The organism is Chryseobacterium sp. DZ-32 (assembly GCF_059587025.1).
Genome location: NZ_JCAIOM010000006.1, coordinates 233843 through 260331 on the forward strand (window position 1 = coordinate 233843; position 26489 = coordinate 260331).

Annotated in this window: 19 protein-coding genes and 1 tRNA gene; 12 read left to right on the forward strand and 8 right to left on the reverse strand. The window is 36.6% G+C overall.

What is annotated here, in order from left to right:
• Position 1 precedes the first annotated feature (1 nt).
• The 4 genes from tamL to ccoN all read right to left on the reverse strand — a co-directional run bounded on the left by tamL (position 2) and on the right by ccoN (position 10833).
• Positions 2-2329, reverse strand: coding sequence for a translocation and assembly module lipoprotein TamL (tamL, locus tag AC59HC_RS09005; RefSeq protein WP_496558465.1), 2328 nt, complete (start codon positions 2327-2329; stop codon positions 2-4).
• Positions 2329-7356 carry a translocation/assembly module TamB domain-containing protein gene (locus AC59HC_RS09010; RefSeq protein ID WP_496558466.1) on the reverse strand — a complete coding sequence of 1676 codons (5028 nt, stop codon included), beginning with the start codon at positions 7354-7356 and terminating at the stop codon, positions 2329-2331. The genes tamL and AC59HC_RS09010 overlap by 1 nt, the downstream gene beginning before the upstream one ends.
• Positions 7357-7646: 290 nt before the next feature.
• Entirely contained in the window at positions 7647-8534 is an 888-nt protein-coding gene (locus AC59HC_RS09015) for a cbb3-type cytochrome c oxidase N-terminal domain-containing protein (protein ID WP_110008128.1), read from the reverse strand.
• A gap of 19 nt (positions 8535-8553) precedes the next feature.
• Positions 8554-10833 carry a cytochrome-c oxidase, cbb3-type subunit I gene (ccoN, locus tag AC59HC_RS09020; RefSeq protein ID WP_343643115.1) on the reverse strand — a complete coding sequence of 760 codons (2280 nt, stop codon included), beginning with the start codon at positions 10831-10833 and terminating at the stop codon, positions 8554-8556.
• 183 nt (positions 10834-11016) lie between these two features.
• On the opposite strand from ccoN, the gene AC59HC_RS09025 reads away from it, so the two are divergent.
• The 3 genes from AC59HC_RS09025 (at position 11017) to AC59HC_RS09035 (ending at position 13911) form a co-directional block, all read left to right on the forward strand.
• Positions 11017-11310, forward strand: a complete 294-nt coding sequence (locus AC59HC_RS09025) for a helix-turn-helix domain-containing protein (RefSeq protein WP_202841343.1) — start codon at positions 11017-11019, stop codon at positions 11308-11310.
• 281 nt (positions 11311-11591) lie between these two features.
• The gene (locus tag AC59HC_RS09030; RefSeq protein WP_411413428.1) at positions 11592-13010 is read left to right on the forward strand and encodes an amino acid permease; all 1419 of its coding nucleotides are present in this window, start codon (positions 11592-11594) and stop codon (positions 13008-13010) included.
• Between the two features lie 268 nt (positions 13011-13278).
• The gene (locus tag AC59HC_RS09035) at positions 13279-13911 is read left to right on the forward strand and encodes an HdeD family acid-resistance protein (protein WP_482399612.1); all 633 of its coding nucleotides are present in this window, start codon (positions 13279-13281) and stop codon (positions 13909-13911) included.
• Between the two features lie 66 nt (positions 13912-13977).
• On the opposite strand, the gene AC59HC_RS09040 is transcribed toward AC59HC_RS09035, so the two are convergent.
• The gene (locus AC59HC_RS09040; RefSeq protein WP_496558467.1) at positions 13978-15399 is read right to left on the reverse strand and encodes a tetratricopeptide repeat protein; all 1422 of its coding nucleotides are present in this window, start codon (positions 15397-15399) and stop codon (positions 13978-13980) included.
• Between the two features lie 584 nt (positions 15400-15983).
• Here AC59HC_RS09040 and AC59HC_RS09045 point away from each other — a divergent pair.
• The 3 genes from AC59HC_RS09045 to AC59HC_RS09055 all read left to right on the forward strand — a co-directional run bounded on the left by AC59HC_RS09045 (position 15984) and on the right by AC59HC_RS09055 (position 19299).
• Positions 15984-17279, forward strand: a complete 1296-nt coding sequence (locus tag AC59HC_RS09045; protein WP_202841337.1) for a hypothetical protein — start codon at positions 15984-15986, stop codon at positions 17277-17279.
• Between the two features lie 197 nt (positions 17280-17476).
• A complete protein-coding gene (locus tag AC59HC_RS09050; protein WP_202841336.1) occupies positions 17477-18016 on the forward strand; it encodes a hypothetical protein in 540 nt (179 codons plus the stop codon).
• 254 nt (positions 18017-18270) lie between these two features.
• On the forward strand, positions 18271-19299 hold the full coding sequence (locus AC59HC_RS09055) for a hypothetical protein (protein ID WP_496558468.1): 1029 nt from the start codon (positions 18271-18273) through the stop codon (positions 19297-19299).
• Between the two features lie 218 nt (positions 19300-19517).
• Here AC59HC_RS09055 and AC59HC_RS09060 read toward each other — a convergent pair whose 3' ends face one another.
• Both AC59HC_RS09060 and AC59HC_RS09065 read right to left on the reverse strand, forming a co-directional pair.
• Positions 19518-21053, reverse strand: a complete 1536-nt coding sequence (locus tag AC59HC_RS09060; protein ID WP_496558469.1) for a T9SS type A sorting domain-containing protein — start codon at positions 21051-21053, stop codon at positions 19518-19520.
• A 90-nt stretch (positions 21054-21143) separates the two neighbouring features.
• A tRNA-Gln gene (locus AC59HC_RS09065) sits at positions 21144-21214 on the reverse strand.
• A gap of 100 nt (positions 21215-21314) precedes the next feature.
• Here AC59HC_RS09065 and AC59HC_RS09070 point away from each other — a divergent pair.
• From AC59HC_RS09070 to AC59HC_RS09090, 5 genes are all read left to right on the forward strand, one after another.
• The gene (locus tag AC59HC_RS09070) at positions 21315-22343 is read left to right on the forward strand and encodes an AMP-binding protein (RefSeq protein WP_496558470.1); all 1029 of its coding nucleotides are present in this window, start codon (positions 21315-21317) and stop codon (positions 22341-22343) included.
• Positions 22344-22373: 30 nt separating this feature from the next.
• Positions 22374-22766 (forward strand): alternative ribosome rescue aminoacyl-tRNA hydrolase ArfB, encoded by a 393-nt coding sequence (gene arfB / locus AC59HC_RS09075; RefSeq protein WP_202841332.1) that lies wholly within the window; start codon positions 22374-22376, stop codon positions 22764-22766.
• A 48-nt stretch (positions 22767-22814) separates the two neighbouring features.
• Complete coding sequence (locus AC59HC_RS09080; protein WP_411413450.1) at positions 22815-23456, forward strand: DUF2715 domain-containing protein; 642 nt, start codon at positions 22815-22817, stop codon at positions 23454-23456.
• Between the two features lie 294 nt (positions 23457-23750).
• Complete coding sequence (locus AC59HC_RS09085) at positions 23751-24131, forward strand: GreA/GreB family elongation factor (RefSeq protein WP_202841330.1); 381 nt, start codon at positions 23751-23753, stop codon at positions 24129-24131.
• 376 nt (positions 24132-24507) lie between these two features.
• Positions 24508-25482: a deoxyhypusine synthase family protein gene (locus AC59HC_RS09090; RefSeq protein ID WP_002976594.1), complete on the forward strand. Its 975-nt coding sequence runs from the start codon at positions 24508-24510 to the stop codon at positions 25480-25482.
• A gap of 461 nt (positions 25483-25943) precedes the next feature.
• Here AC59HC_RS09090 and AC59HC_RS09095 read toward each other — a convergent pair whose 3' ends face one another.
• On the reverse strand, positions 25944-26090 hold the full coding sequence (locus tag AC59HC_RS09095; protein WP_202841328.1) for a hypothetical protein: 147 nt from the start codon (positions 26088-26090) through the stop codon (positions 25944-25946).
• 88 nt (positions 26091-26178) lie between these two features.
• Here AC59HC_RS09095 and AC59HC_RS09100 point away from each other — a divergent pair, with 88 nt between their 5' ends.
• Complete coding sequence (locus AC59HC_RS09100; RefSeq protein ID WP_110008117.1) at positions 26179-26475, forward strand: MGMT family protein; 297 nt, start codon at positions 26179-26181, stop codon at positions 26473-26475.
• Positions 26476-26489: the final 14 nt, after the last annotated feature.

Below are 26489 nucleotides of genomic sequence, written 5' to 3' on the forward strand. Positions count from 1 at the left end.
ATTAAAATGGATATCCGATGGCAATATTGAGAACAAGATTATCTTTCCTCCAGCTTGAGTCTCCGAAGTTAATTTTATCGAAGGCCCATCTGTCCCCTTTCTGATAGTAAGGAACTCTCAGTGGCATGGCAAGATCCAGTCTCAAAATCAGGATAGAAAAATCCAGTCTCAGACCTACTCCGGCACCCACCGCAATTTCATTTAAAAAATCTTTTGAAAACTTAGCCCCGGGTCTGTTTTCATCATCATGTAGCAGCCAGATATTTCCGGCATCTACAAAAACGGCAGCATTTAAGAACTTATAAAGATTGGCACGGTACTCTGCATTTAATTCCAGTTTAATATCTCCGGACTGGTCAAAATAAGCACCCGGTTCTATCGTTCTCGGGTCAAAACTACCCGGACCTAATGTTCTCGCACGGAATGCTCTGATACTGTTACTTCCTCCTGAGAAAAACTGTTTGGAGAAAGGAACAAATTCTGAATTTCCGTATGGATAGGCGATTCCTCCGATAAATCTTGTAGCCAATGAAGATTTTTCAGTGAACTTATGATAGAATCTGAAATCATTTTCAATCTTTACATACTGACTGAAAGGAATTCCGAATATTTTCTTTTCCTTATCTTTCTTTACATCAGCTCCGGTAACCAATCCCGTGATATTTCCTGCCAGATCCAGCGTTCCTTTATAATAAACGGTATTGGTCTTTGGCAGCATGGTGTTGGTATAGGTATAAGAATAGGTTGGGCCAAAAATTAACTGTTTATCGACAATTCGCTGCATAGCAGGATTTTTGGCAGATTTAGCTTTATATTCATCTGTAACATTTGCTGGCGATACCAAAGTAATATCAATCACTTTCAGATCATGTTCTTTCCTTGCATTTTCTTTCCACACATATCCGAATGATCCCGTGAAATTATTTAGGGTATAATATTGTGTTCTGTTCTGGAATTCATATCCCAATGTGATATTCGTTCTGGGAACAAATTCACTGGAAGAATGAAAACGGAATGGTGCTACAATTCTCGGAATTGAAAGCTGTACGTTTGTTCCTGCACGGAAAATATTATTGGCATTCTGGGCACCTCCCATCTGGAAATCAAAAGCTCCGTAGATGGCTGCTTTAAACTGTTCTGCGCCTCTGAAGAAATTTCTGTGGGTCCAGTTAAGGTTCAGCTCACTACCCGCATAGTTGGCGGAATTGGTTCTTCCCAAAGCTTCCAGACGGAGCGATTGTACCTGTCTTGGAGTCAACAAATAATACGCATCAAATTTATGGCTTAAAGAATCAGATACAATAAACTCGTTCTTTACAAATTTGAATACTCCCAGACTGATCAATCGGTTCAGGGTAAGATTGTGGTTGGAACGGTTGTAAAGATCTCCTTTTTTGAAATATAAGGCTCTGTCAAAAATCTTCGGTTTGAATTTATGCTGCGGATCAATGACATAAATATCGTCAAAACGATATTTGGAAAGAGAATCTTTATCCATCGGGATGCTGTATTTACCATCTTTTACATCCTGAATATTGTAATTGGGAAATACAATAACATTATCAATACTGAACTGCTGTGTTGCTAAATCAGGAGTGTTATCCTTCAATTTTACATTAAGCTCAACTTTATGATTCTTACTCACCGTACTATCGGCCTGCACGATAATATTATCAGGATGGAAATAATAAAAACCTCGTTCCTTTAACCTGTTGTCAATTCTTTCTCTTTCTGCTTTGATGACGTCCAGGTCAAATGGTCTTCCGTTTTTAAGAAGAGTTTTATCCGTAAGGTTTTGAATTTCCTGGTTAACCAGTGTAGAATCTTTCTGGAATTTTACACCGTCTATCAGATATCTTGAGCCAGGTCTTACTGTATAAATAACCTGAGCCTTTTTGTTCTTTGAAACGGTGTCATAAGTTGCTCTGGCATTGAAATATCCTTTGTTTTCAGAATAATTTTCAATGATATCTTTATTGAACTCACGATCCACATCTCCCAATAATACTGGTTTTTCACCCACTTTATACTTAAGCCAGTAATTAAAACCTTTGTCTTTTTTAGGTTCCTTGGCTATGTTATAGAAATACAGCTTTGGGCGCAATCCCAGAAATGTAGAATTAGGCTTTGGGGTGAGGTTTGCTTCCAGTGCAGACTCAAGATCTTTTTTTTCTTTCTTGGAAATCGTATCATTTTCAATCTTTACTTTGGCTCCCGTATAGAGCATCTGGCCTTCTTTCAAAAACCTGGTGTTGCTGCACGAGATTACCGTGGATGCCATTCCGGAAACCAACAGATACTTACAATATATATGGAACTTACTATTCATTATTTAAATTCTACCACTTGGTTATTTTGATTTTTTTTCGGCTTCTTCTCTTTAGATTTCTGGAAAATCTCCCGGAATTTGTCATAATCCAATGTAATAATGAATCCAACTCCGGTTTCTATGATCTGGCCCTGAAGAGCTACCTGATATTCATCCTTACGATACGCCCGTAACATATATCTTCCATCTTTGGAAAGACTGTAATCTACAGAAACGTTACCAGCAATATTGGTCATATTTTCATTCTGGCGGGCCTGGCCTTCCAGTCCGAAATTACTTCCTACCGTTACTTTCAGTCGGTCATTCAACAGTTTTTTGCTGATATCGACGTTAAGATCAGTTCGGGTATTTTTTTCTCCGGTGGAATAATCTTCTGAAGAATCAAGACCAAAATTAAGATCTACTCCTTTAATCAGCCCTGCTGCAAGATTATTCAGCTGCTGTGACAGGATCTTACTTACACTCTGCCTTGCCATGGTCTCCGCAGACATTCCGGCACCGCTTTCAAATGGATTTTCTCCGATGAAACGGTTCAGAAGCAATAAGGCAAATACCTGTTTGTTCAGCTCAGACTCCTGCGTTCTGATCTGGGCAAGCTTCTGATCAACAACATCTTTTACATTCGTAGATACAGAATTATTTTTCTCATCTGTAGTAATATCGAAAGTAAGCTGAGGTTTCAATAATTCACCTTTCATTTTTAACAAGGCATTAAAAGGAACCCTCTGTTTAAACTGATTCATCGTTGAGGCACTTTCTCCACTGATCTGCTGCTCCACAAGGTCAATAGGCGGAGCTTCTGTTTTATATACGGCGGTAATATCCATTTGAGCCATCGTAGGTTCACCTGTCCATGTAATGGTACTGCCTTTCTGGATGTCAAATTTACGCTTCAGGAAACTCACCGAAAGATCATAGCTTCCTTTTTCCACTTCATATACACCTACCAATGTGGTTTTGCCTGACGGATCTATTCCTCCGGTTAATTCTGCTTCACCCTGAAGCTGTACAAAATCACCATTGGCTTTATCAATGATCAGCGATAGTTTTGCCTCTTTGCTGACTTCAATATTAACGCTTACGTCCATTCCTTTGATACGGCTCTGGGCATTAAGAGAATCGGCTTTGATCGTTTTGTTTAAAACCACCTGATCCTGATCCACAAATTCTACAATACCATCTCTCTCCTGCAGAGAAGGGCTGGATTGAGGCAGAACAAAAGTGAAATCGGTGTTGTCTGCCACGCTCAACCTTCCGTCTACCTTTGGAAGATCAAGGTTTCCGCGGATATGAAGTCCGGCATCAATGGCCAGAATACCATACATGATCGCATCATTGGATTTCTCCGAATTAACTACTTTAAAATCTTTTGCATTTACATTAAGGTTAAAAGCAAAATCCCTATAGGTCTGCGTAAGAACCTGCCCATCCACTACAAGGGCATTTCCGTCTTTATCTTTGATTTTAAATTGATCAAACTCTATTCCCTGACTGGTAAAGTCTATTTCATCACTCAGATGTCTGAAATCACTTCCCGTTTTGGCAATTTCCAATCCGGCATCATTGAATTTTACTTTTCCTAAAATATTTGGTTTGTCACTCGTTCCGGTAATCTTTAAGTTTCCTGAAAGATAACCTTCCGTATTGGTAATGGCATTCATGGAGAATCCCTGAATACTCTTCATCTGAAGCTGATTAATTGCCATATTCAGGTCGAAAGTACTGGAAGAGGTATTGTAATCCCCAAGGATTTTTACGTCATTGTTATTTCCGGAAAGGGCAATATCTGCATTTAAAACCTTCGGTGAAGCATTGTTTACTTTTACAGCAAGGTTTCCGACAGGACTTCCATAGACAATCAGGTCGGAAATATTCAGATCGGAAGTGAAGGTCATATTTTTAGTAATATCCCGAAGCTGTGCTGTCCCGTTAATGGTTCCTCTAGCCAGAACTGTATCTTTTTTGATAAGTTCCGTAATGGTTTCAATCTTGAAATCTTTCAATGAAATGTTCAAAGGGCTGCCTGGGCTGCTGCTTTCAGATTGAACAGCGATTTCACTGCTGCCATTGGAAAGAATGAAATTATCCGCCAGAATTCCTTTGTTGCTGATCTGAATTTTATTGTTTTCTGCAACATTCCAATCCGTATAATTGAGCTTAAGTCCGTTCGGGTTAAGAGATATTTCGGTAATGTCATTCAACGATTTTGCATTTCCTGCAATCAGGAACTGAGTGGCATCTTTCTCGTCTTTTGTAGTAACGTTGTACCGGATGGTATTGTCCGCAACATCTCCGTCAATATTGATTTTATTTAAAGAAAAGCTTGAGCTTTTTAAAGCCGCTACATTAAGGCTGTATTGTAATGCCTGATTTTCATTCGTTACCTTTAAAGCACCTTTTTCAATGGTATTTTCACCATATAATAACCTTGGAATTTGTCCGTCAATTTCAATTTTCTGAGAATCTGCATCATAATTCCCGACAAGATTAATGGTTTCAAAATCTTTCAGATCCGGAACAAATTTTCTGATCAGATCGTCATTTTTAATCTTTGCAGTAAAGTTAAAATGCTGCCCCGGATCAATTTTTTGGCTTTTATCCGGCTTCTGGAACTGATAATACTGATTGACCGTTTGCGTTAAAGCACCAAAAATCTGGGTAAGCTTGTATTTTCCTTTCAGCTCCACATCTGCCACCTGAGAGTTGAAAACAATTTGTGTGGAATCCTGTGTAGAGGAAGCTTTCAGATTAACTTCCTGTACAGGATACACTTCTTTGGTATCCGAGAATGCAAAATCTTTAAGGTTGAGATATCCATTCAGATTATTCGGATCTAAACTAGTAAAATCTCCATCAATTTTTCCGGCAATGATCATCGGCTTTTCATAGAAACCAAGTTTGTTGACATCCAGTTTGATGACTTCTCCATTCACTTTTACCGTAGGATTTTTTTCATCATAAACTCCGGAAGCGGTCAGCTGCAGACTGGCATTCGGATCTTTTGAATCCAAAATCACATGATAAGCTCCTTTTTTGATCTTTCCGGTAAGGTTCATGTTTTGGTAACGATATCCTTTGTAGACTGCGGAAGCAACATGGCCTTTTAAGTCGGCATTGGCATTTTTGAAATCAAAACTTTCTCCTTTGGCGGCAATTTGTGCTGTAACAGGACCAATATCTTTATTCTGAATGATTTTCCCAACCTGTATACCCTGAAGATTGGCTTTCACATCATACAATTCATGATTCTTTCTGCGCATGTCTACCTGAGCGATGATGGCAGCGTTCCCCAAAGTAGAGTAGAGGTTAAGATCTGTATTCACCACTTTCGTTGTTCCTTTTGCATTTCCTTTGATGCTGAAATGGGAAGGAAGCGAAATATTCGAAGGAATTGTATTTTTAGGGACAAGATTGAATATTGTTTTGGCATTGGATGAAAACTCTCCGATTCTCAGATCATAATATAACTGATCCGGATTCATCACATTTTTGATTTTTCCGGAGGCCATTACTCTCAGTTGATCCAAACCTGAAACTTTCAGATCCTGAATTAAAAGATCGTTAACGCTTCCTTTTACATTGGCGTTTACATTCAGGATAGCATTCGGGTATTTATTGAATGGAACCGTATTTCTCAATGTCGGAACCAGATTCAGAATATCGGAAAACCCTATTTTTGAATCTTTGATATTGGCTGAAATTTTTACGGCGCCTAAGTTTGAGCTTAGCTGGTCAATGGAATTATAGTTTAAAATAACCTCATCACGCAATAGTGTTTTTGGAGTCTGCAGATAAAGATCTTTAAGATAAGCTTCCTTTTCAGCATACACAAAATCCGTATTGAACTTCTGAATATCCAGTCCTCTGCCTTCTTTGATTTCTGCTGAGTTTACTGTTCCTGCAAAGGTGTTGTTCTCCATTTTGAAGCTTCTCACCTCCACGTTCATCTTTGAAAAATTAAGGTGATTGAAGTCCATTCCCTGTTTAGTAGGAGCGATAGCGGTATTGTTATAATTGACCTTTACATCGTTCAAAACAAGCTTTCCTAAGAGAAGTTTCATGGCTTTATCCTGATCGGAAACTTTTGAAATTTCAGGTTCTTTGGTCTTTTTTGGGTTGGCATTCTGAGAGGGAAGATAAAGGTTGGCATTAATGTCTGCCCCCGAAAGAAATACATTCGCTACGTTGAAAGCGTTGTTTTCAAGATCCAGTTTATTAACCTTTGTACTCAGTTCTTTGAAGATAACTTTTGCGAATGTCTTTGTATTTTCATCGCCGTAATCAATGTCGAAATGAGTAAGTTTTATTCCTCTTAAGCCAATATTCATAGGCTTTTTTTCATTAAGAGAATCTACTTTTTTCTCCACCTTGTTGGCAACTTCTTCTACAAGTCCCTGCTTTAACTTTAATTTTAAACCGTCGAGATTGATATCATTAACAGCATAGTTGTTTTTGTTAAGATCAAAAGTTTTAACTCTGGTATCGAATGACTTAAAATAGAGCTGAATATCATTCTTCGATTGCTGGTCGTTAAATGTTACCCCAACATCTTTTAAATTGATTTTATCAAGGGAAATAATAAAGGGTTTGGAGGGACTTTCTTCTTTATCACTGGAAGCAAAAGCATCAATGATATAATCAAAATTGAATTTGCCATCCGGTTTCCTCACTACATTGGCACGTGCTCCTTCCATTTCAACAGAAGTAATATCTGCCGTAGAATTAAGAAGCTTCAGCATATGTAAACCTACATCCAGTTTCTTCACTGCCAGAAGAGTATCTACGTCCTGTCCTTTGAGATAAAGGTTCTCCATGACAAGGCTGTTCGGGAATCCTATGTAGACTCTTTCCAGGCTTACGGGAGTTTTGATTTTTTTCTCAAGGTAAACAATGAGTTTGTCTTTGATGAAATTTTGAACGGCTGGAAGCCTTAAGCTTAGTATCAACAGGGTAAGAAGAACCAATATCGAAATAAAGGTTATTGCAATACGCCTTAAGAGTTTTGTGGTGTTGATTTTCAGTTTCAAATGCGATGAGGTTTCTAACAAAGATAACAATACTATTTTACTTGGTCTTTGTTGTGGTACCCTTTGCGAATGCAAAAATCCTGCCTTGGCTGTCTTATTATGGAATTTTTAGTTTGTAGTTGTCAAGTGAATAGTTGAGTAAGACGAGTCAAGGCAGGGATTATTATGTTTAAAAAACGCCCCCTTTTATCATTTTTTAATGTTGAAAAGGTTAGTTAGCAAAAATGAAATTCAAATGTTAGTAGTTGTGAAGGGGGCGTGGCATGGTTTATTGATAGATAATAATAATTTTAGTTGTTTCCGTTCTCCCATTTCACTTCTTCTCCCTGAGGAGCTGCACCACCTTGTGCCGTTGTGATAGGAGCGGTTTCCTGATTGATGTGATAAATATAAGCGGCAATTTTCTCTGCATCTCTTCCGGTAATGGTTCCTTCTTTAATGAAAGGTCTCATGGTAGGATTGTTCGGAGAGCCGTTTTCAAGCATCCAGAATACATTTTTAAATAAGCTTTTTTCTTTAATATTGATCCAGTGGGTATCGGTAAGGTTCGGACCTATACCTCCTTTTCCTCCGTCTCCGTGGCAGGTCACACAATTTGTTTTAAAAAGTTCCTGTCCTTCGGCAATATTATCAGCACTGTATTTTGCAGATTCCAGATTGATCTGAGGCGCCGTTTTCTCATACTCTTCTATGGAAGCCAGCATGGTTTTTGTTTCCTTCGTGTATTCTGCATCCGGATGGGCATAATCTGTAAAAGAGAAGGCTACCAGATATACGGCACAGAAAATACATCCGAACCAGAATAAGCCAATCCACCATTTCGGAAGCGAGTTATCCAGCTCTGTAATTCCATCAAAACCATGGTCGATAAGAATATCTTTTTCTTCTGTAGCGCTTTGTTTTTTGAACGCAGAGTTCCATAATTTCTGGTAATAAGGAATCTTTTTTTCTTCCAGATATTGTTTTTTTTCTTCCTCGGATAATCTGTTGAAACTTTCATTTTCTACCAGGTCACCAATCGAATTCATGATCAGCAGCAGGATAATGGCAATTAGTATCAGCGCCCAGAAAAAAGGAGAAGAAAAATATCCTGAATCTCCGGCGAACATTTCAAAGGCCATGATCGTTAAACCTATCGTTGTTGCGATATATATTGAAATGGGGGTTCTCGTTTTCATTGCAGTTTAATTTTAAATGTTACTCTACGCTTGCGGTTTGTACCTGTGTTGTTTTGATGTCTGTACCTAATCTCTGGAGGTAAGCAATCATGGCTACAATTTCTCTTTGTTCAAGTGGAACATAGGCAGATCCTTTTGCTGTTTTTTCTTTGGTCATCTGATCTTTTACATCCGTTGCTTCAGAATAAATTCTCTGTACAATTGCTTTGGACTGGTTGTCCGCCCATTGGTTGGCAGAATCTATCTGGGCTTTTGTATAAGGAACATCGAAGACATTTTTCATCAGTTTCATTTTATCCACCATTTGTGTTCTGTCCAGTTTATTACTGATTAACCATGGGAAACGTGGCATAATGGAACCAGCAGAAGTAATTCTTGGGTTGTACATGTGTTTGAAGTGCCATGAATCCGGGTTTCTTCCTCCTTCTCTGTGAAGATCCGGTCCTGTTCTTTTAGATCCCCATAGGAATGGTCTGTCGTATACGAATTCTCCTGCTTTGGAGTACTGTCCGTTTTTCCCTTCAAATCTTACGACTTCGTCACGGAACGGTCTGATCATTTGTGAGTGGCATGAGTTACATCCTTCACGGATATATAAGTCTCTACCTTCCAGTTCCAGTGGCGTGTATGGTTTTACAGCAGTAATTGTCGGAACACTTTGCTTCAGTGACAGTGTAGGAACAATCTCCACCAATCCACCAATTGCTACTGTAATGAAAGCTAATACAGAAAGAAGAGTAGGCGTTCTTTCCAGCCAAAGGTGGAAGCCTTCACCTTCTTTTCTTGAACTTCCGATATTGGCTAAGGCAGGAGCTTCTGCAGGCACTTCTTTCTGGAATGAACCGGCTTTGATTGTTTTAATAACATTGACAACCATCAGGATAGCCCCTGAAAGATAGAATAGTCCTCCTAAGAATCTCATTTTATAGTAAGGAATGACAGCTGTTACAGTATCCAGCCAGTTTTTCCATAATAAGGTTCCGTCCGGGTTGAACTGTTTCCACATCAATCCTTGCGTAAATCCGGAAATATACATTGGAACTGCATAGAAGATAATTCCTAAAGTTCCCAGCCAGAAGTGCCAGTTGGCCAGTTTTTTAGACCAGAGAGATGTTCTCCACATAATTGGAACCAGGTAATAAACAATTCCGAATGCCATAAAACCATTCCATCCGAGTGCACCAATGTGTACGTGTCCGATAACCCAGTCTGTATAGTGACCAATTTTATTTAATGATTTTGTAGCGAGTAAAGGTCCTTCGAAAGTAGCCATACCATAGCATGTAACCGCTACTACAAAGAATTTAAGAATAGGATTTTCTCTTACTTTATCCCAGGCTCCTCTTAAGGTAAGAAGGCCATTAAGCATTCCTCCCCATGACGGAGCAATAAGCATAATAGAGAACCCTGTTCCTACCGCCTGAGCCCATGCCGGTAAAGCTGTATATTGCAGGTGGTGAGGCCCGGCCCAAAGATATACGAAGATCAGCGACCAGAAGTGAATAATGGATAGTTTGTATGAGAATACCGGTCGCTGAGCTGCTTTTGGCATAAAGTAATACATAAGACCTAATACAGGGGTGGTTAATACGAATGCAACCGCATTGTGCCCATACCACCATTGTACTAATGCATCTTTTACACCTGCATATACAGAATAAGATTTCCAGCTTGTGAAAGATAACGGAACTTCCAGGTTATTGAAAATGTGAAGCATTGCTACAGCAAGCCAGGTTGCCATATAGAACCAGATGGCTACGTACAAATGTCTTACTCTTCTTTTGGCAATAGTTCCGAACATATTGATTCCGAAAATGATCCATGAGAATGCAATTAAGATATCGATGGGCCATTCATGTTCGGCATATTCTTTAGAAGTATTGATTCCCATAAGGAATGTAATAACCACACTGACGATCATCAGCTGCCATGACCAGAAATGAATCCATGAAAGGGTATCACTATACATTCTGGTTTTAAGAAGCCTCTGCATACTGTAATAAGCACCGCAGAAAAAGGAATTACATACAAAAGCAAAAATTACGGCACTGGTATGAAGCATTCTGATTCTTCCGAAGCCCATTGCTCCCTGTGTATTGATTAGCCCCTGAATATTACCTGAAGCCAAGCTTTTAATAGTTGTATCATCCGTACCGAATAAAAATTCAGGCAATTCAGGATAAAAAAGCATCAATGCAGCTGTAAGCCCCAGCAGAAATCCTACAAGTCCGAATGCGATAGTCGCATAGAGGAATGCTCTGACAATATTATTGTCATAATTAAATTTTTGCGTCTCCATAAATTCCAATAGTGTTTACCGAAGTGATATTTTCTCTGAAAAAGGCGTATTTTTAAACCTTTTCTATGTTGAAAATAAATATCATGTAACGTGTGTAATGTTTTGCCAAAGGTATTTATTAACTTTGTTAGAGGCTAATAGATAATCTTCTAAAATATACCGAAAACTACTAAAACAAAAACGATGAAAGTATGTGGACAAAATATCAGGAAAATACGTAGGAGCAAAGATCTTACGCAGGAATACATGGCCTTTGAAATGGGCATTTCCCAAAAGGCATATTCCGATATTGAGAATTCCAAGGTGAAGATCAACCTGGAAATACTGACTAAAATATCTGATATTTTAGAAATCAAGCCATCTGACATCTGCAGTATTTCGCATAAGTGCGGAAACGATGAATATGAAGATAAATACCAAAGTCTGTTGGAATACATGAAAAAGAATAATATTTCCGTTCCGAAAGAATTTTTATAAACCTTAATTGCTTAGATAATTTTTTAAGAATGATCTCTTTTCAAAAAATAGAAAGAGATCATTTTTTTTGATCTGAATGAGATGTTAAATATTAATGTTGACGGGCTAAAATAGAATCTTAACTACAATCGTTAAAACTATTTTTGTAACTGTATTCCGAACTTTATCTAGAATGATGTAAAAAGAAAATATACGGATGAGGCCGAATTCTCAATTTACCCCTGAGAATGTGAATTTCTCTGAAAAGTTTTTATATATTTAGCGACCGAATAATTCATTTAATGAGCAACGAAAATAAAACAGGACAAAACGAGACTTTAGTTAGAGGATTAACAAATCGACATATACAATTAATTGCCCTTGGTGGAGCCATCGGAACAGGGTTATTTCTGGGAATCGGACCGGCAGCAGTACTGGCTGGACCGTCCGTAATTTTAGGCTATGCTTTAGCAGGTATTATTGCCTTTTTTATTATGCGTCAGCTGGGTGAAATGGTCGTTCAGGAACCCGTTTCGGGAAGTTTTAGCTACTTTGCCTATAAATATTGGGGGAATTTTCCGGGATTTGCTTCTGGATGGAACTACTGGATTCTCTATATTCTGGTGAGTATGGCAGAACTTACGGCAATCGGACATTACATCCATTTTTGGTGGCCGGAAATACCACTCTGGGTTTCCAGTTTATTCTTCTTTGTGGTAATCAATGCGCTTAATCTGGCATCCGTAAAAGTTTATGGAGAAACAGAATTCTGGTTTTCCATTATCAAAGTGGTGGCTATTATTGCGATGATCATTTTCGGAGTCTATCTTTTGATAAGTGGGACAGGAGGAGAAAAAGCGACAATTACCAATCTGTGGAATGACGGAGGTTTTTTTCCAAAAGGATTATTTAACAAAACAGAAAACGGATATTCAGGACTATTTGCAGCCATGGCAATGATCATGTTCTCATTCGGAGGACTTGAGCTTATCGGAATTACGGCGGCAGAGGCTAAAAATCCGGAGAAAACGATTCCACAGGCAACCAATCAGGTGATCTACAGAATCCTTATTTTCTATGTAGGAGCGTTGGTTATTTTATTTTCTTTGAGTCCCTGGAGAGATATTACAGAAGGATCCAGCCCGTTTGTAATGGTATTTCAAAATCTGAATGGTCTCGAATTCAACCTTTTTGGGAAAGTGATTCAGTTCAATACATTAATAGCGAATGTTCTTAACCTGATCGTTCTGACAGCAGCGTTGTCAGTGTACAACAGCAGCGTTTACAGCAACAGCAGAATGCTTTTCGGATTGGCTCAGCAGGGAAATGCTCCGAAATTCCTGAAAAAACTGAACAAAAACTCAGTTCCTACCAATGCGATCATTATATCTTCATGCTTCGCAGGAATCTGTATTATCATCAATAAACTGGTACCGGAGAAAGCCTTTGAATATTTGATGGCTTTAGTTGTATCTACACTGATCATCAACTGGCTGATGATATGCTACACCCATTTAAAGTTCAAAAAATCAATAAATGCAGAAGGAATACATTCAAAATTCCCATCTATATTTTATCCGGTATCCAACTATATCTGTATTGCATTTTTAATTCTGATTTTAGGGTTAATGAGTATTACAGGTATGGAAATTCAGGTAATTCTGATCCCGATATGGATTGGCTTTTTGTTCGTGATGTATAAATTATATAAACCGAATTAAATAGTAAAGACATTTAAAAATATGTTTTTGGAAAGGTGAAAATTACAAGATTTTCACCTTTTTTGTTTCTGAAAATTTTTAGCGATACTTTCTAAGTGAAGAAGAAATGCAACATTCATTGAGTGAGTACTTCGTATTTCCGCTTATTTTTCATATATTAGTAAGACGTTATATTTCAAATTCAGGTGAAAATTATAATCTGTTTATGATACCTGCGGAGAAGCCGAAAACCGTTACAAAAAAGTAGGCATGACCAAAAAACACTCTTATGGCCAATTTATTTCAAACTTTTACCAATACCGTAAAGCACTGGTACATCCCGTTAATCTTCGGAATTCTTTTCCTTATTTGTGGTTTTTATGTATTCAGTGTGCCGCTGGCAACGTATGTTACACTCTCCATCTTTTTCAGTGTTTCATTCTTATTTTCAGGAATTACAGAAATATTTTTTTCCTTACAGAACAGCAAATCCCTGCAGGGTTGGGGCTGGTTTCTAGTGAGTGGATTATTAACCACTGCAGTAGGAATTTATCTTATCGCAAATCCTCAGATTTCTATGGCAGTACTTCCTTTTGTCATCGGATTTACTTTGCTGTTCCGTTCATTTCAATTACTGGGTTTTGCATTTGATCTGAAAAGCATGAGGATAATGAGCTGGGGAAATGTTGCTCTTGCCAGTGTGGGAGGCATTATATTTTCCCTGCTGCTGATTTTCAATCCGGTATTTACGGGAATTTCATTAGTTACCCTTACCAGTGTTTCCTTTATTTTTATGGGAATAGCTTCCATTATGCTGGCTTTAGACTTAAGAAAAGTCAAAAAAATTCCAGGGAAAGTAAGTCAGGAATTAAGGGATAGAATCAAATCGATACAGGAAGAAATTGATGAGCTCAAAAAATAATACATATTTACATATAAAAAAAAGAAGACCTCGAATAGAGGTCTTTTTTTAATCAAGCAAAATATCTTAAAGCTCCAGAATCCACTTCTGAAGTTCAATGTTTGAGGGTAGCTTCAGTTTTTTCTTAAGTCTGTACCTTTTTGTCTCTATTCCCCGCAAACTAATGTTTTCATATTGGCAGATTTCTTTATTCGTAAGATTTAATCTGATATATGCACTGAATTTTACATCATGCTCTGTAAGTTCGGGGGTATGGGTAATTAATTTTTCATAAAATTCAGGATACACTTCTTTAAAACGCATCAGAAACAAGGGACTTCTGTTCTCCATCAGCTGTATAATTTCATCAAATGAATCATTTACTTTCGATTTAAGAACATCCGTTTCAAGAATCTTCTTTTCAATAATTTTATCTTTTTTAAGTTCTTTTTGAATATAGATTTTTCGGATAAAATAGAATACTATTAAAAATATGACGATAATAACCAGAGCTATTGCATAAAATGTCTTTCTATCTTTTTCTTTTTCTTCTTTATTTAATTCTACCAATGTATTCACAGCAAGATTTACAGCTTCTTTTTCATTGTTGTTGAGACTGTCGTTAAGAGCTGTGTATTGCCTTAAATAGTCATTTGATTTTTCAATTTCATTGAGGGATTTGTAGACACTGGAAATGGTGTCATAAACGGTAAGTAATGCCGTTTTGTTTTTTGTTTGTTTGAAGAAATCAATGGTTTTTAAATAATATTCTAATGCTTTCTTTTGATCACCTTTTACATTATAAAGATCTCCATAACTAAATAAAGCGATCCCTTTTTCAGTTCTTCTTGCAGTACTGAAGCTGTGCATGGCCTTATTCATATAGAATTCTGCTGAATCCAGGTGTTTTTTTTTGGCTATAAAGCCATCAGCGATCCTCGTATAAGTAAGTATTCCGGGGTTAACAGCCAGCATTTTTTTCTCTATATGCTGTAAAGAATCCTGATTTTTCATCCTTACAAAATTCGCACGCTTCCAAGAATAATTATAAAACAGAATGGCTTTTCTCTGACGTTTGTCAGTGAGCTTTTTAATATAATATTCCGCTTTGTTGAATGCAGCATTAGATTGTTCTAGTAATCCCAGTTGAGTATAATTTTTACCATACTCATTATATAAATTTCCTATCAGAAGAGGAGAACTGATATTTTTAAGTTCCTTTTTAGCTTTGTCAAGATATTCCAGACTTTCTTTATATCTGCTGAAATTGCATAATATGCCGCCAATATTCGTGTATACCATAATGATTCCTTTGGTGTCACCATTCGCTTCATATTGGGTAAGAGCCTTGGTATTATATTTTAAAGCACCTTCGAAATCACCTTTACTTTTATATTCCCATGTTGTTTTTATAGGTTCAGGCTGAAAAGAATAGTCTTGAGCATCAAAAAATGCAGAGAAAGAAAAGAAAATCAGGTATAATGTTTTAATTCTAAAATTGGGGAACATATTTTTTAAAATTATTAAAACAAAAATAACTTTTTTATGAATATGTTTTAAAAAATTAAGCAATAACAAAAATTTTTACCTGGAATATTCATAAAAGATACACTTCAAAAATACTCCATTGAATATATAAAATGTTGTTTTTTAATTCATTGAGTTGTGAAGTATTTTTGAAGTAATAATCAGGGTACATAATATTGATACATTTACTACGAAAATTTTTTTCATTCTTAAGTGTTTGTGTTTTGGGCGGGGATAGTAATGTCCCTGCCTTTTAAGGATAAAGCCATTGAAGTTACAGAGCTTTATAATTTCCTTCTTTATCTCTGAATTTTGTTCATGAAGAGCTAATAATTCACTTTTTTTACTTGCTTCAAAGTTACTTCATGTTGGTTGTAATTTGTTGTTTTTAAGTTAGTTGTGTTTTGACGTGTCTTTGATGTAGAATTTTTTTTATTTGCAGGCAGTAAGTTTGCATCATCTAATTCGAACGTTGGAAAATTTCAGACCGGTCATATTTTTCAGTACGATTCTAAATGCACACAAGAAAAAAAATTAACATCAAACCTTTTTTAAAACGTAAACAAATGAAAAAAATAATCATTTCATCAGGAATGCTTTTCTCAAATTTATTCTTCTCTCAGGTAGGGATAAATACTCCAAATCCTCAAGGCTCTTTTCATGTGGATGGTGGCAAAGATAATGTTTCAACAGGAGTTCCAACTACAGCTCAGCAGGCTAATGATTTTACAGTGCTCAGTAACGGAAATGTCGGAGTAGGAACAGTAAACCCTACCAATAAATTGGATATCCGCTCTACAGCCAATGGAGCTCTAAAAATTGTCGATGGAACACAGGGAAATGCCAAAGTTTTAACATCAGACGCGAATGGTGTTGCAACATGGAAGGACCTTCCTGCAAATACTAATATTTACAATTCAAACGGAACACTTACAGGATCCCGTACAGTAGCTCAGGGAACCAGTTCTTTAGCCTTTACAAGTACTGCTACCGCAGGAACCAATCACTTTTCAGTGGATGGAAGTACATTTTCGGTAGATGCAGTTACCAACAGAGTGGGTATAGGAACAACAACTCCTAAGAATATGTTGGATTTGGGAAGCGGTAACGGAAAAAAACTGGCATTATGGAACAGTGCCGCAGGAGATGATTTTTATGGATTGGGAAATGCTGCTAATGTATTACAGTTGTTTGCAGGAGCTCCGGCTGCAGGAGACCCGTTAATGACTTTGAATAAAAATGGCAGAGTAGGTATTGGTACAACGGCGCCCACAAATGTGCTGGATGTTCGTTCCTCAACGAATGGTGCATTGAAAATTGTAGATGGTACACAAGGGGCCAATAAAATATTAACTTCTGATGCCAATGGAGTGGCAACATGGCAGAGAGCTGCATCAAATGTTGCTGTAGGAACATTGGGTGGAGGGTATGATGTACCATTTTCTCAATTTTCTGATTTTAGATATACAGGTTCTTCCATTACTTTACCTCCGGGAAGATGGATGGTTACCATTTCATTATTATTAATACCGCAGGGAACAATTACAGCAAGTGACTGGATGTTTGTAAGAAGTACTTTCTCAGAAGCAAATCTTACAACCATTGGACAAACAGGCACTCAGTCAGCAGATGTCATAAGACCTACTTTAATGAGTTTTCAATTGGAAGGACCATTTAATGGTGGACAAAAATATAGTGTTGCTACGGGTACAGTACAAATTAATAATACATCCGGGACAACCAAAACGTATAGATATATTGTAGGGAATACTCAGGCTAGTGGTACTGTGACAGGGGCCGGATTGGGTAAAGTGGGAGGAGTATGGTCTGAAAATGCGATTTATGCTGTTGCAGTAAATTAATATAAAAGGATATCAGGTTCAGGATATTTTATATTTATCAGATGGTATAAAGTGCAATTAATGCCTTAAACTACTTTTTTTCAAGGTGTTTTGGGAAAAAGTAGTTTTTATTGTTTTACTATTTTTCCTGACAGATACAAAGAATATACCCGTGTACAAAACAGAATATTAGAAATATTAACAATAAGAGCTTTAGAGTGAAAAGAAACACTGGATTGTCAGATATAATACTTTGCGTTAATACCGTTGCAATGTTTGTATTTTTAGTCCCTCTGGTGGCAGCAATATTTTTTAATGCCAGCGAATTTTTGCTTTGTATTTCGATTTTTTTAATCCTTATTGAAATTGAATTTCTTATTCTCGGCTTTATTCCGATCTGGAAACTGTTGTTTATTTTAAAGAGAAATATCACGAATCAGCAGATTAAACATTCTAGTTTCTTAATCTCTCTTCCTTTTATTCTTATAGGTGTGTATATGACAGTTTGTTCTGCATCAATTTTTTACCAGGAAATAGGTGCAGTGTTCAAGGATTATAGGGCTGGAATCTTTACCTATCAGGGAGAACTCCTGATTTGGATGACGTACAACAAAGATACTAACCCTGCAGAATTTACAGCCGAAATTATTTTGAGGTGTTTTATCGCGGGTTTATGGGGACTATTATTAGAAGTTGGAATATTGATTATAACGGTAACCTCTGTTTTTATAATAAGACCCGATTTTCGAAAAAATTAAAACAATACACTATGGACTTCCCAAAATATAAAATACTACCTCTTGAGATCTGGAGTTGCTATAGCGTAGGTCTATTGTAAATTATAATTGTTGCGTTGTGAATATTATTTATATCGCAAGTTGTTTATGTTAATTTAATATTATAAATGCTTAAAAAGTGTAAATTTGGTTTTAATATATGTTTATTTGAATGAAAAGCATAAATAAATGTATTGAATTAAATACTCAAATTACACCATTTTAAATCTTAAAAAATGAAAAAAAATTTAATCTCTTTGGCAATGATATTGTTTTCTGTCATTGGGTTTTCACAGGTAGGGATAAATACATCAAACCCTCAAGGCATGCTCCATGTAGATGGGGCAAAAGATAATCCTGCAACCGGTGTTCCTAATGACGTACAACAAGCCAATGACTTCACAGTAACCTCGGCAGGAAATGTAGGTATCGGTAATCTCACACCCTTATCGAATCTCCATATAAAAAATAAGGGAACAGCCACAGGTATTGGAGGAGGTGAAGCTACCAATACGGGATTGCTGATAGAAAATCCTATCGCCAATAACTCCTTATTATCGATCTTAAGAACTACGGGAACTACGGGAGTAAAACAGGCAGTAATGGGTATAAATCCTAATTTCAACGGGAATAACGGGGTATTTATTATTTCCCGTATTCCTGGGGGAAGTGATTGGGCAATGGATCTAACCCTGGGTAATATAGGTGTTGCTACCAATACTCCTACCAATACCTTGGATGTTGCCGGTAGTACCAGAGTAAGAACCATAGATGTAGCTGCAGGCGCTACCCTTATTACGCCGGTATATTCAGACGCAAATGGTGTCCTGAATAAAGCTGTTGATAATATTTATGGAACGGTTATTAATAACACCGTTACCATAGCACCAGGTGCTACAAATACTTTGATTGCAGGACTTGCCAATAATGCGGTATATAAAGCTGTGGTCAATGTCAGCAATACTTGTGGGCGTATTGGTATTGCAGAATATTACGTCACTAATAATGCTCTTAACAATTCTTTCTCTATTAAAGGAATGGATGGAAGTTTAAACACTGACACCACTGATAAAGCCCCTGCTTTTACCGAAGTAAACAGATATACGACATCAGTTGTTTGGTCAGGCATTCCAAATTGTGCTGCAGGAGGTACTAACATTGCATTTAATTATACATTAACAATGCCCGCAGCCGGAACAATAGATCTTACTAACAATGGAGATGCAAGCTTACAGTATAAAGTGATCCTTACAAGACTTTTTTAGTTTTTACTGAACATACAAGTACAACATGCTATTATTTTGATAAAAATATAATGCTTTTATAAAAGAAGTAAATGCAGAGTCTGATTTTGAGATGTATTGTCTTTCTTTAGAAGAATAGAAAACTCCCGTCAAAAGATGGGAGTTTTTATTATTAAAAATAGAGTAAAGGTCCAGAATCCACTTCCGAAATTCGTACTAAGTAAGGCAAACATCTGTTTTTATTTCTTTATTAATTTTAACGATTGTCTGTCTCTTTTTTTAGTCTCAAACTGAATAATATAATTTCCTTTTTCCAATTTCTGAATATTGATTTGTTCATTGAATATTGAAGAACCGCTCTGAATTTTTTTCCCGGACATATCAAAAATACTGTAGTCAAAACTTTCATTACCCTGTTTTTTATATTGTATGGTAATATGATCCCCTGCCGGATTAGGATGAAGGGTAAAAGTATGATGATCTTTTGCAGAAACATCATCCAGTCCAAGAAAACCACTGTTAAACTTTGTCAGAAAAGATTTGGAGCCATGTGTTACACTGCCGCCGGAATAAGCAAGAACAAGTGAGCCGTCATTCAGGTTAAATAACTTTTTAATATAGTCAGCTCTTAGCGATGTAGTTGGAGGTGCGGCCATAAAATACTGAAAACCGGCACTTGATGTAGTATAATCTACAGTTCCATTAGCATTCAGTCTTGTCACAAATAATTGAGCAATAAGATTCGGCGTGCCATTATACATATTCGTTATACCTCCTGTTACTATTATTTTTGAATTGGGCAATACGGTAATCTGGCCCAAAGACAATTGCTTTGCAGTGGTAAAGCTATAATCAGGTGTTCTTCCATTATTGGAAAATCCGGAAACAGAGGCGCCATCTGAAATTTGAATTTTAGATAAAAAGAAAGTCCCCCCATATATCGTATTTTTACTATGCAGCACTAAGATGGAATTATCAGTATAATTATATTCAAAATTTCTGGCAACAGAACCTTGCGTATCAGGAATAAAAACAGAACCATTAGTACCAAATGTAGAATCGTACGTGCCGTCAGGCAGTCTTCTTTCAATGTAAGAGTCTTCTGTGTAAGTTAGTGTATTGGTTTTTGTACCGGCCATTACAAGTTTCCCATCATTCTGAATATAAAACTTTTTGGGATAAAACGTATTAAGCGATAACTTTCCATTGGTTCCGAAATTGTTATCAATGACTCCGTTGGAATCTACTTTTACCATATAAGAACCCATGTTGGAAATAAGAAGGTAACTGTTTCCATTCTGATCTACTGCAAAATCATCTGCTGTACCGTTTTGACTTACAGATTGAGTGGTAAAACCATTGGTGCCAAAGCTGGTGTCCAGAGATCCGTCCAGGTTAATTCTGGTTAAAAACCAATCATATAAGCTGTGGGTTGGAGTAGCATTTACCCTTCCATAAATCAATATTTTATTATTATTTAAAATAATTTTTTTGATAGATTCGCTTTTATCCAATGAATTGCTGCCCATATCATAATCCTTTTCTCCGAAGGAGCTATCAAGAATTCCGCTTTGGTTTACCTTTCTTATGGTGATAGAGCCTGTGGAAGTTGCAGTAATGAATTGGCCATCCGGAAGTATCACCGCATCTGATGTTTCTCTGAAATTATCATACATGCAATATCCGCCATTTCCAAAAGTAGTGTCCAAACTGAAGCTTTGCGCATTCAAAAAAATGGTGAAAATAGAAAATAATAAGAAATAGTGTTTTTTCATAGCTATAGTTTTAAATTGTTTATTCTGATTTCACTCAGAAATAAAAGATGATAATAAAAACAAAAACCATCCTTAAAAAAGGATGGTTTGTAGACTCACAGGGATTCGAACCCCAGATGACTGAACCAAAATCAGTAGTGTTACCGCTACACCATGAGTCTCTGTTTGTTTTAGTGGTGCAAATTTACAGCTTTTTTCTTTATATACAAGAACTTTTTGAATTTTTTTTTAAATTTACTGTAGAATTTATTCACGGAAAACATGCTGATAGACTTCAATAATCTCAATATTAATCAATTATCATTCTCTACAGAATTTGAAAAGAAAGTAAAAGATTTTCTGGAAGAATGGTTTTCAAAAAAAACAGGAGTAAATGTCCAGACTTCGGGTTCTACCGGAGTACCCAAAATCTTTGAAATTGAAAAAAAGAAAATGGTCAATTCAGCAGTGATGACCTGTAATTTTTTAGGATTAAAAGAAGGCGATACGGCATTACTTTGCCTGCCTGTAGAATACATTTCCGGAAAAATGATGGTTGTCCGTTCTATAGAAAGAAAATTACAATTAAAAGTTACTGATCCTTCTTTAAAGCCTCTTGAAAATCTGAATGAAGAAGTAGATTTTTGTGCCATGACACCCCTTCAGGTAGAAAACTCACTGGAAAAGCTTCATCTGATTAAAAACCTGATCATTGGTGGTGCTGCCGTTTCAGAAAGTCTGAAAAATAAAATCCGGCATATGAACCTTAGTCCTTCAAACCGTATTTTTGAAACCTATGGAATGTCTGAGACCCTTTCTCATATCGGATTGAAACAATTAATGCCGCAACAGGAAGAGTATTTTACCGTTTTTGAAAATGTGTCCATTTCTTTAGATGACAGAGGTTGTCTGAAGATCTTTGCTCCCAATGTAAATACTTCAGAGTTGCAAACTAATGATTTAGTTGAGATTAAGAGTAGAAAACAGTTTAAATTCCTTGGAAGAATTGATAATGTGATTAATTCCGGAGGAGCAAAAATTTTTCCTGAAGCCCTGGAAGCCCTGGTAAAAAAAGAACTCCCAAATGAGGCCATATTTGCAGGGTTGCCGGATGAAAGTTTGGGCCAGAAATTGATATTGATTATAGAAGGAAATGAATCTGATGAGGTAAAAAGGAAAGTTTCAGAAATACCATTTGAAAAAAAATTCCACAGGCCGAAAGACATTATTTTCATCAGAGAAATTCCGAGAACTCCCAACGGGAAGGTAAACAGATTGGAATTGTATAAAAATTTAACTGGAGATCTCTAGTTGATTCCGGTATCTCAAAATCTTAAAAAAATGAAAGATTTTTCAAAAGAACTCAGTTTCAAAACTTCCCGCAGCAGCGGTGCAGGAGGACAAAACGTCAATAAAGTGGAGACTGCCGTTACCGTACTTTGGAAAGTAGATGCATCAGAATTTTTTAATGAAGACGAAAAAGTATTGATTCAGCTTAAACTGAAAAACAGGATCAATGCGGACGGTTTTTTATTCCTCTCAGTTTCTGAAAGCAGAACACAACTGATGAATAAAAATAAAGCCATTGAAAAAATAATTGAAATGGTAAACAAAGCACTCATTGTTCCGAAAAAAAGAACAGCAACCAAGCCTTCAAAAGGTCAGAAACAAACAAGACTGGATAATAAGAAAAAGCTTTCAGATAAAAAAGAAAGCAGACGTTTCAGGTTTTAATAGGTTTCTCCGGTAGAAAATTTTATTTTTGTCGGAAATTTTAAAACCATGATAAAAAAAATAATCGTAGCTGGAGTGTTCTCAATCTCCATCATGTCTTTCGCTCAGAAATTTTCTATCAGACCTTCCATAGGATATGCATGGAGAACTGCAAAGACAATTCCCGGCCTTAGCAAAGAAGAAAAAGAATATGTAAAAGACCTGAAAAATGGACTGAACATTGATATTACAGCCCATTATGAAGTGAAAAACGGTCTTGGATTCGGAGTGAAATATTCCAACTACAGTGCATCTAGCGACGGATTTCTGCTTGGTTATGTAAATGGAATGCCAGTATCTGTTCCTGTAACGACAAAGGATCATATTACATTTTTCGGTTTCTCCGGACTTATTTCAAATAATCATCTGGATACAAGACATAAGGTATTTGCAGATGTGGCGTTGGGAGTACTATCTTATACTACAAAAACAGGATCTGTAAAAGGTACAGGAAGTACTTTCGGGGCAGAAGTTGATCTTGGATATCAATATCAGGTAAGCAAGAATTTTATGATAGGGCCAAAAGTAGGATTAAGTGGCGGAACCCTGAATAAAATGAAGTATAACGGGGTGACTTATAAATTTGATGATGATCAAAAAGAAGGTTTGCACAGAGTTTCTTTAAGTGCAGCCGCTACATTCCGTTTTTAAGCCGTATATTTGTTAGAATTAATAATAATTGATAATGACAGCAACAATTTTTTTATCTGCAGAACACCGCCGGTCAGGATTGCTGCTGTCTTTACTTTATCTTCATACAGATTCTTTTCTGAAAAGTTCCAAGGACTTCATTATCTAAGCCCTGTCAGGATCCAAGGCAGGGACTCATTTAGAACTTTATGTATTGTTTTTTGCAGTTTTCTATAGAAGAAGGCTGTTGTACGCCTGGCTTCTACATTGGATCGTCAGAGAACAACTGTATTTTAAATTAAAAAATTGAAGAAAATGTCTAATCATATTATTGTAACCACCGGAATTTATGATGCCATAAAAGATACACTGAGAAGAAAAAAAGTAAGCATCGAAGAAGAAAAAAGATTGACCGAAGAGCTCAGAAAAGCAAAACAGGTCCTGAGAAGAGATCTTCCTGCTGATATTGTCACAGTTGATAGAAAAGTAACATTAAAAGACCATACCCTTGGTTTTGAACATGAATACATTTTCGTACCCTCCACAAAACAAAAGCTTAAAAAGAACAAACACTCCATTCTGTCTGATATTGCTCTTGCAGTAGTAGGGTATAAGGTAGGAGATGTTATCAGCTGGCCTTTCAGAGACGGAGAAAGAAAAATCGAAATTCTGAAAGTGGAAACCTGGGAAGGATAAATCTTTGATGAATAATATTAAGTTGATTGTTAATGAAAGCGTGGCTCATTTGGGTCGCGCTTTTTTATAAATTTTTATTGTTGGAAAACGCAAAGTCGCAAATTTTTTGACATGGCTCCTACTTTAAGGGCGCAAGGATAATATAAAATAAAAATCTGTACAATTTGTGCAAAATTGATGCTTTCCCTTGCTGAAAATCTTAGATTTTCTTGGGCCTTAAAATATTCACAAAGTGTTAAAACCCTTTGCCCTTGTATTTTCCAACTTATACCTTCCCAATTTAACAAATGATAAAAAAAGGCTCCTCTGTTATACTTTCTTCAAGTGCTTTCGCTGCATTCCGTTTTTAAGTTTTATCTTTGCAAAAATTAAAAAAATGAGCAAACCGATAACTGAATTCATAGAAAAGTATTACCTGCACTTCAACGCAGCTGCATTGGTGGATGCTTCTAAAGGATATGTTGCACATCTTAAAGATGGCGGAAAAATGATGATTACTTTGGCAGGAGCAATGTCTACTGCTGAATTAGGGAAGATTCTTGCTGAAATGATCCGTCAGGGAAAAGTAGATTTTATCTCTTGTACAGGGGCTAACCTTGAAGAAGATTTAATGAACCTTGTAGCACACTCTCACTATGAAAGAGTTCCTCATTATAGAGATTTAACGGCTCAGGATGAGTGGGATCTTTTGGAAAGAGGTCTGAACAGAGTTACAGATACTTGTATCCCTGAAGAAGAAGCTTTCAGAAGATTACAAAAACATATCGTAGAGATCTGGAAAGACGCTGAAGCTAAGGGAGAAAGATATTTCCCTCACGAATTCATGTACAAAATGATCCTTTCAGGAGTATTGGAGCAGTATTATGAAATTCCTAGAGAAAACTCATGGATGATTGCTGCTGCAGAAGCTAATTTACCAATCGTAGTTCCGGGATGGGAAGATTCTACAATGGGTAACATCTTCGCTTCTTACTGCATCAAAGGAGAGCTTAAGCCTACGACAATGAAATCTGGGATCGAATATATGACTTACCTTGCTGACTGGTATACTAAAAACTCAGGAGGAAAAGGAGTTGGATTCTTCCAGATTGGTGGAGGTATTGCAGGTGATTTCCCAATTTGTGTAGTTCCGATGTTGTATCAGGATATGGAAATGCATGACATTCCTTTCTGGTCTTATTTCTGCCAGATTTCTGACTCTACTACCTCTTACGGTTCATATTCTGGAGCAGTTCCAAATGAGAAGATCACTTGGGGTAAATTGGATATCACTACACCGAAATTTATCGTTGAAAGTGATGCGACTATCTGTGCGCCATTGATGTTCTCTTATATCTTGGAAAACGCTTAAGAAAAACATCTCACTGGAGATTATAATATCAGCGCTTCAATTGATTTGAAGCGCTTTTTGTTTTAGGATGTAAAAATAGAATTGTTTTGAAAACTAAAAATAATTTGAACCATTAAGATTATTTAAGTTTTAAAGGGCATTAAGAGAAATAGCTAAAGCTATTTTATTTATCCGCATGCTTTACTTTTCATCAAAGATGAAACTAATTATTCTTCCCATCTTCATTTTTCTTAATGGCTAAAAAATAGTATAAAGTATTCCCACAGATTACACGAATTGAACAGATTTTTACGATCTGCAAAATCTGCGGGAGATAAAACTATGTCGTATGAAATTTTATCGGAGATAAAATCCTCGCGCCTTACAACACATAGTATTAAAATAATTTTGCGCCTTTGCGTTTTCCCAAAAATATACATAAACATTTGTGAAAATCTGCGCGATCTGCAGGAAAATAAAAATCAATCCAAAGAATTCACCAGCACAAAATAACGATACGCCAGAATTCCCTTTTCTATCTTAGTAAGATGATTAGGATCTTTCTTACTCAACTTCGGAAGTATTTTTTTATTAATGGCATTCAACAGCCTGAAAAATGATTTTTTCATATCTTTATCTTTTAATGAAACATCATTGAGATGAAAAGAGTTCAAAAATGATGCAAAAAGAGAACCGACTTAAAATAATCATTTTGATATGGACGAAATTTTCAAACAACAGGTATACGAAGTGGCAAGACTTATTCCCAAAGGAAGAGTATCTACTTACGGCGCCATAGCAAAAGCTGTTGGTTATCCTAATCATTCCAGACATGTAGGAAAAGCGATGGGAGGATGTCCGAAAGATGTTCCTGCACACCGCGTGATTTCAAGCTCAGGAGTATTATCTGTCCCCGAATTTCAGCCAAAGCTGGAAGCAGAAGGAATCATTGTTGAAAACCTCAGAATAAAGAATTTCAAAAAACTGTTCTGGGATCCGTTGGAGGAATTGTAAATTTCAAAGAATTC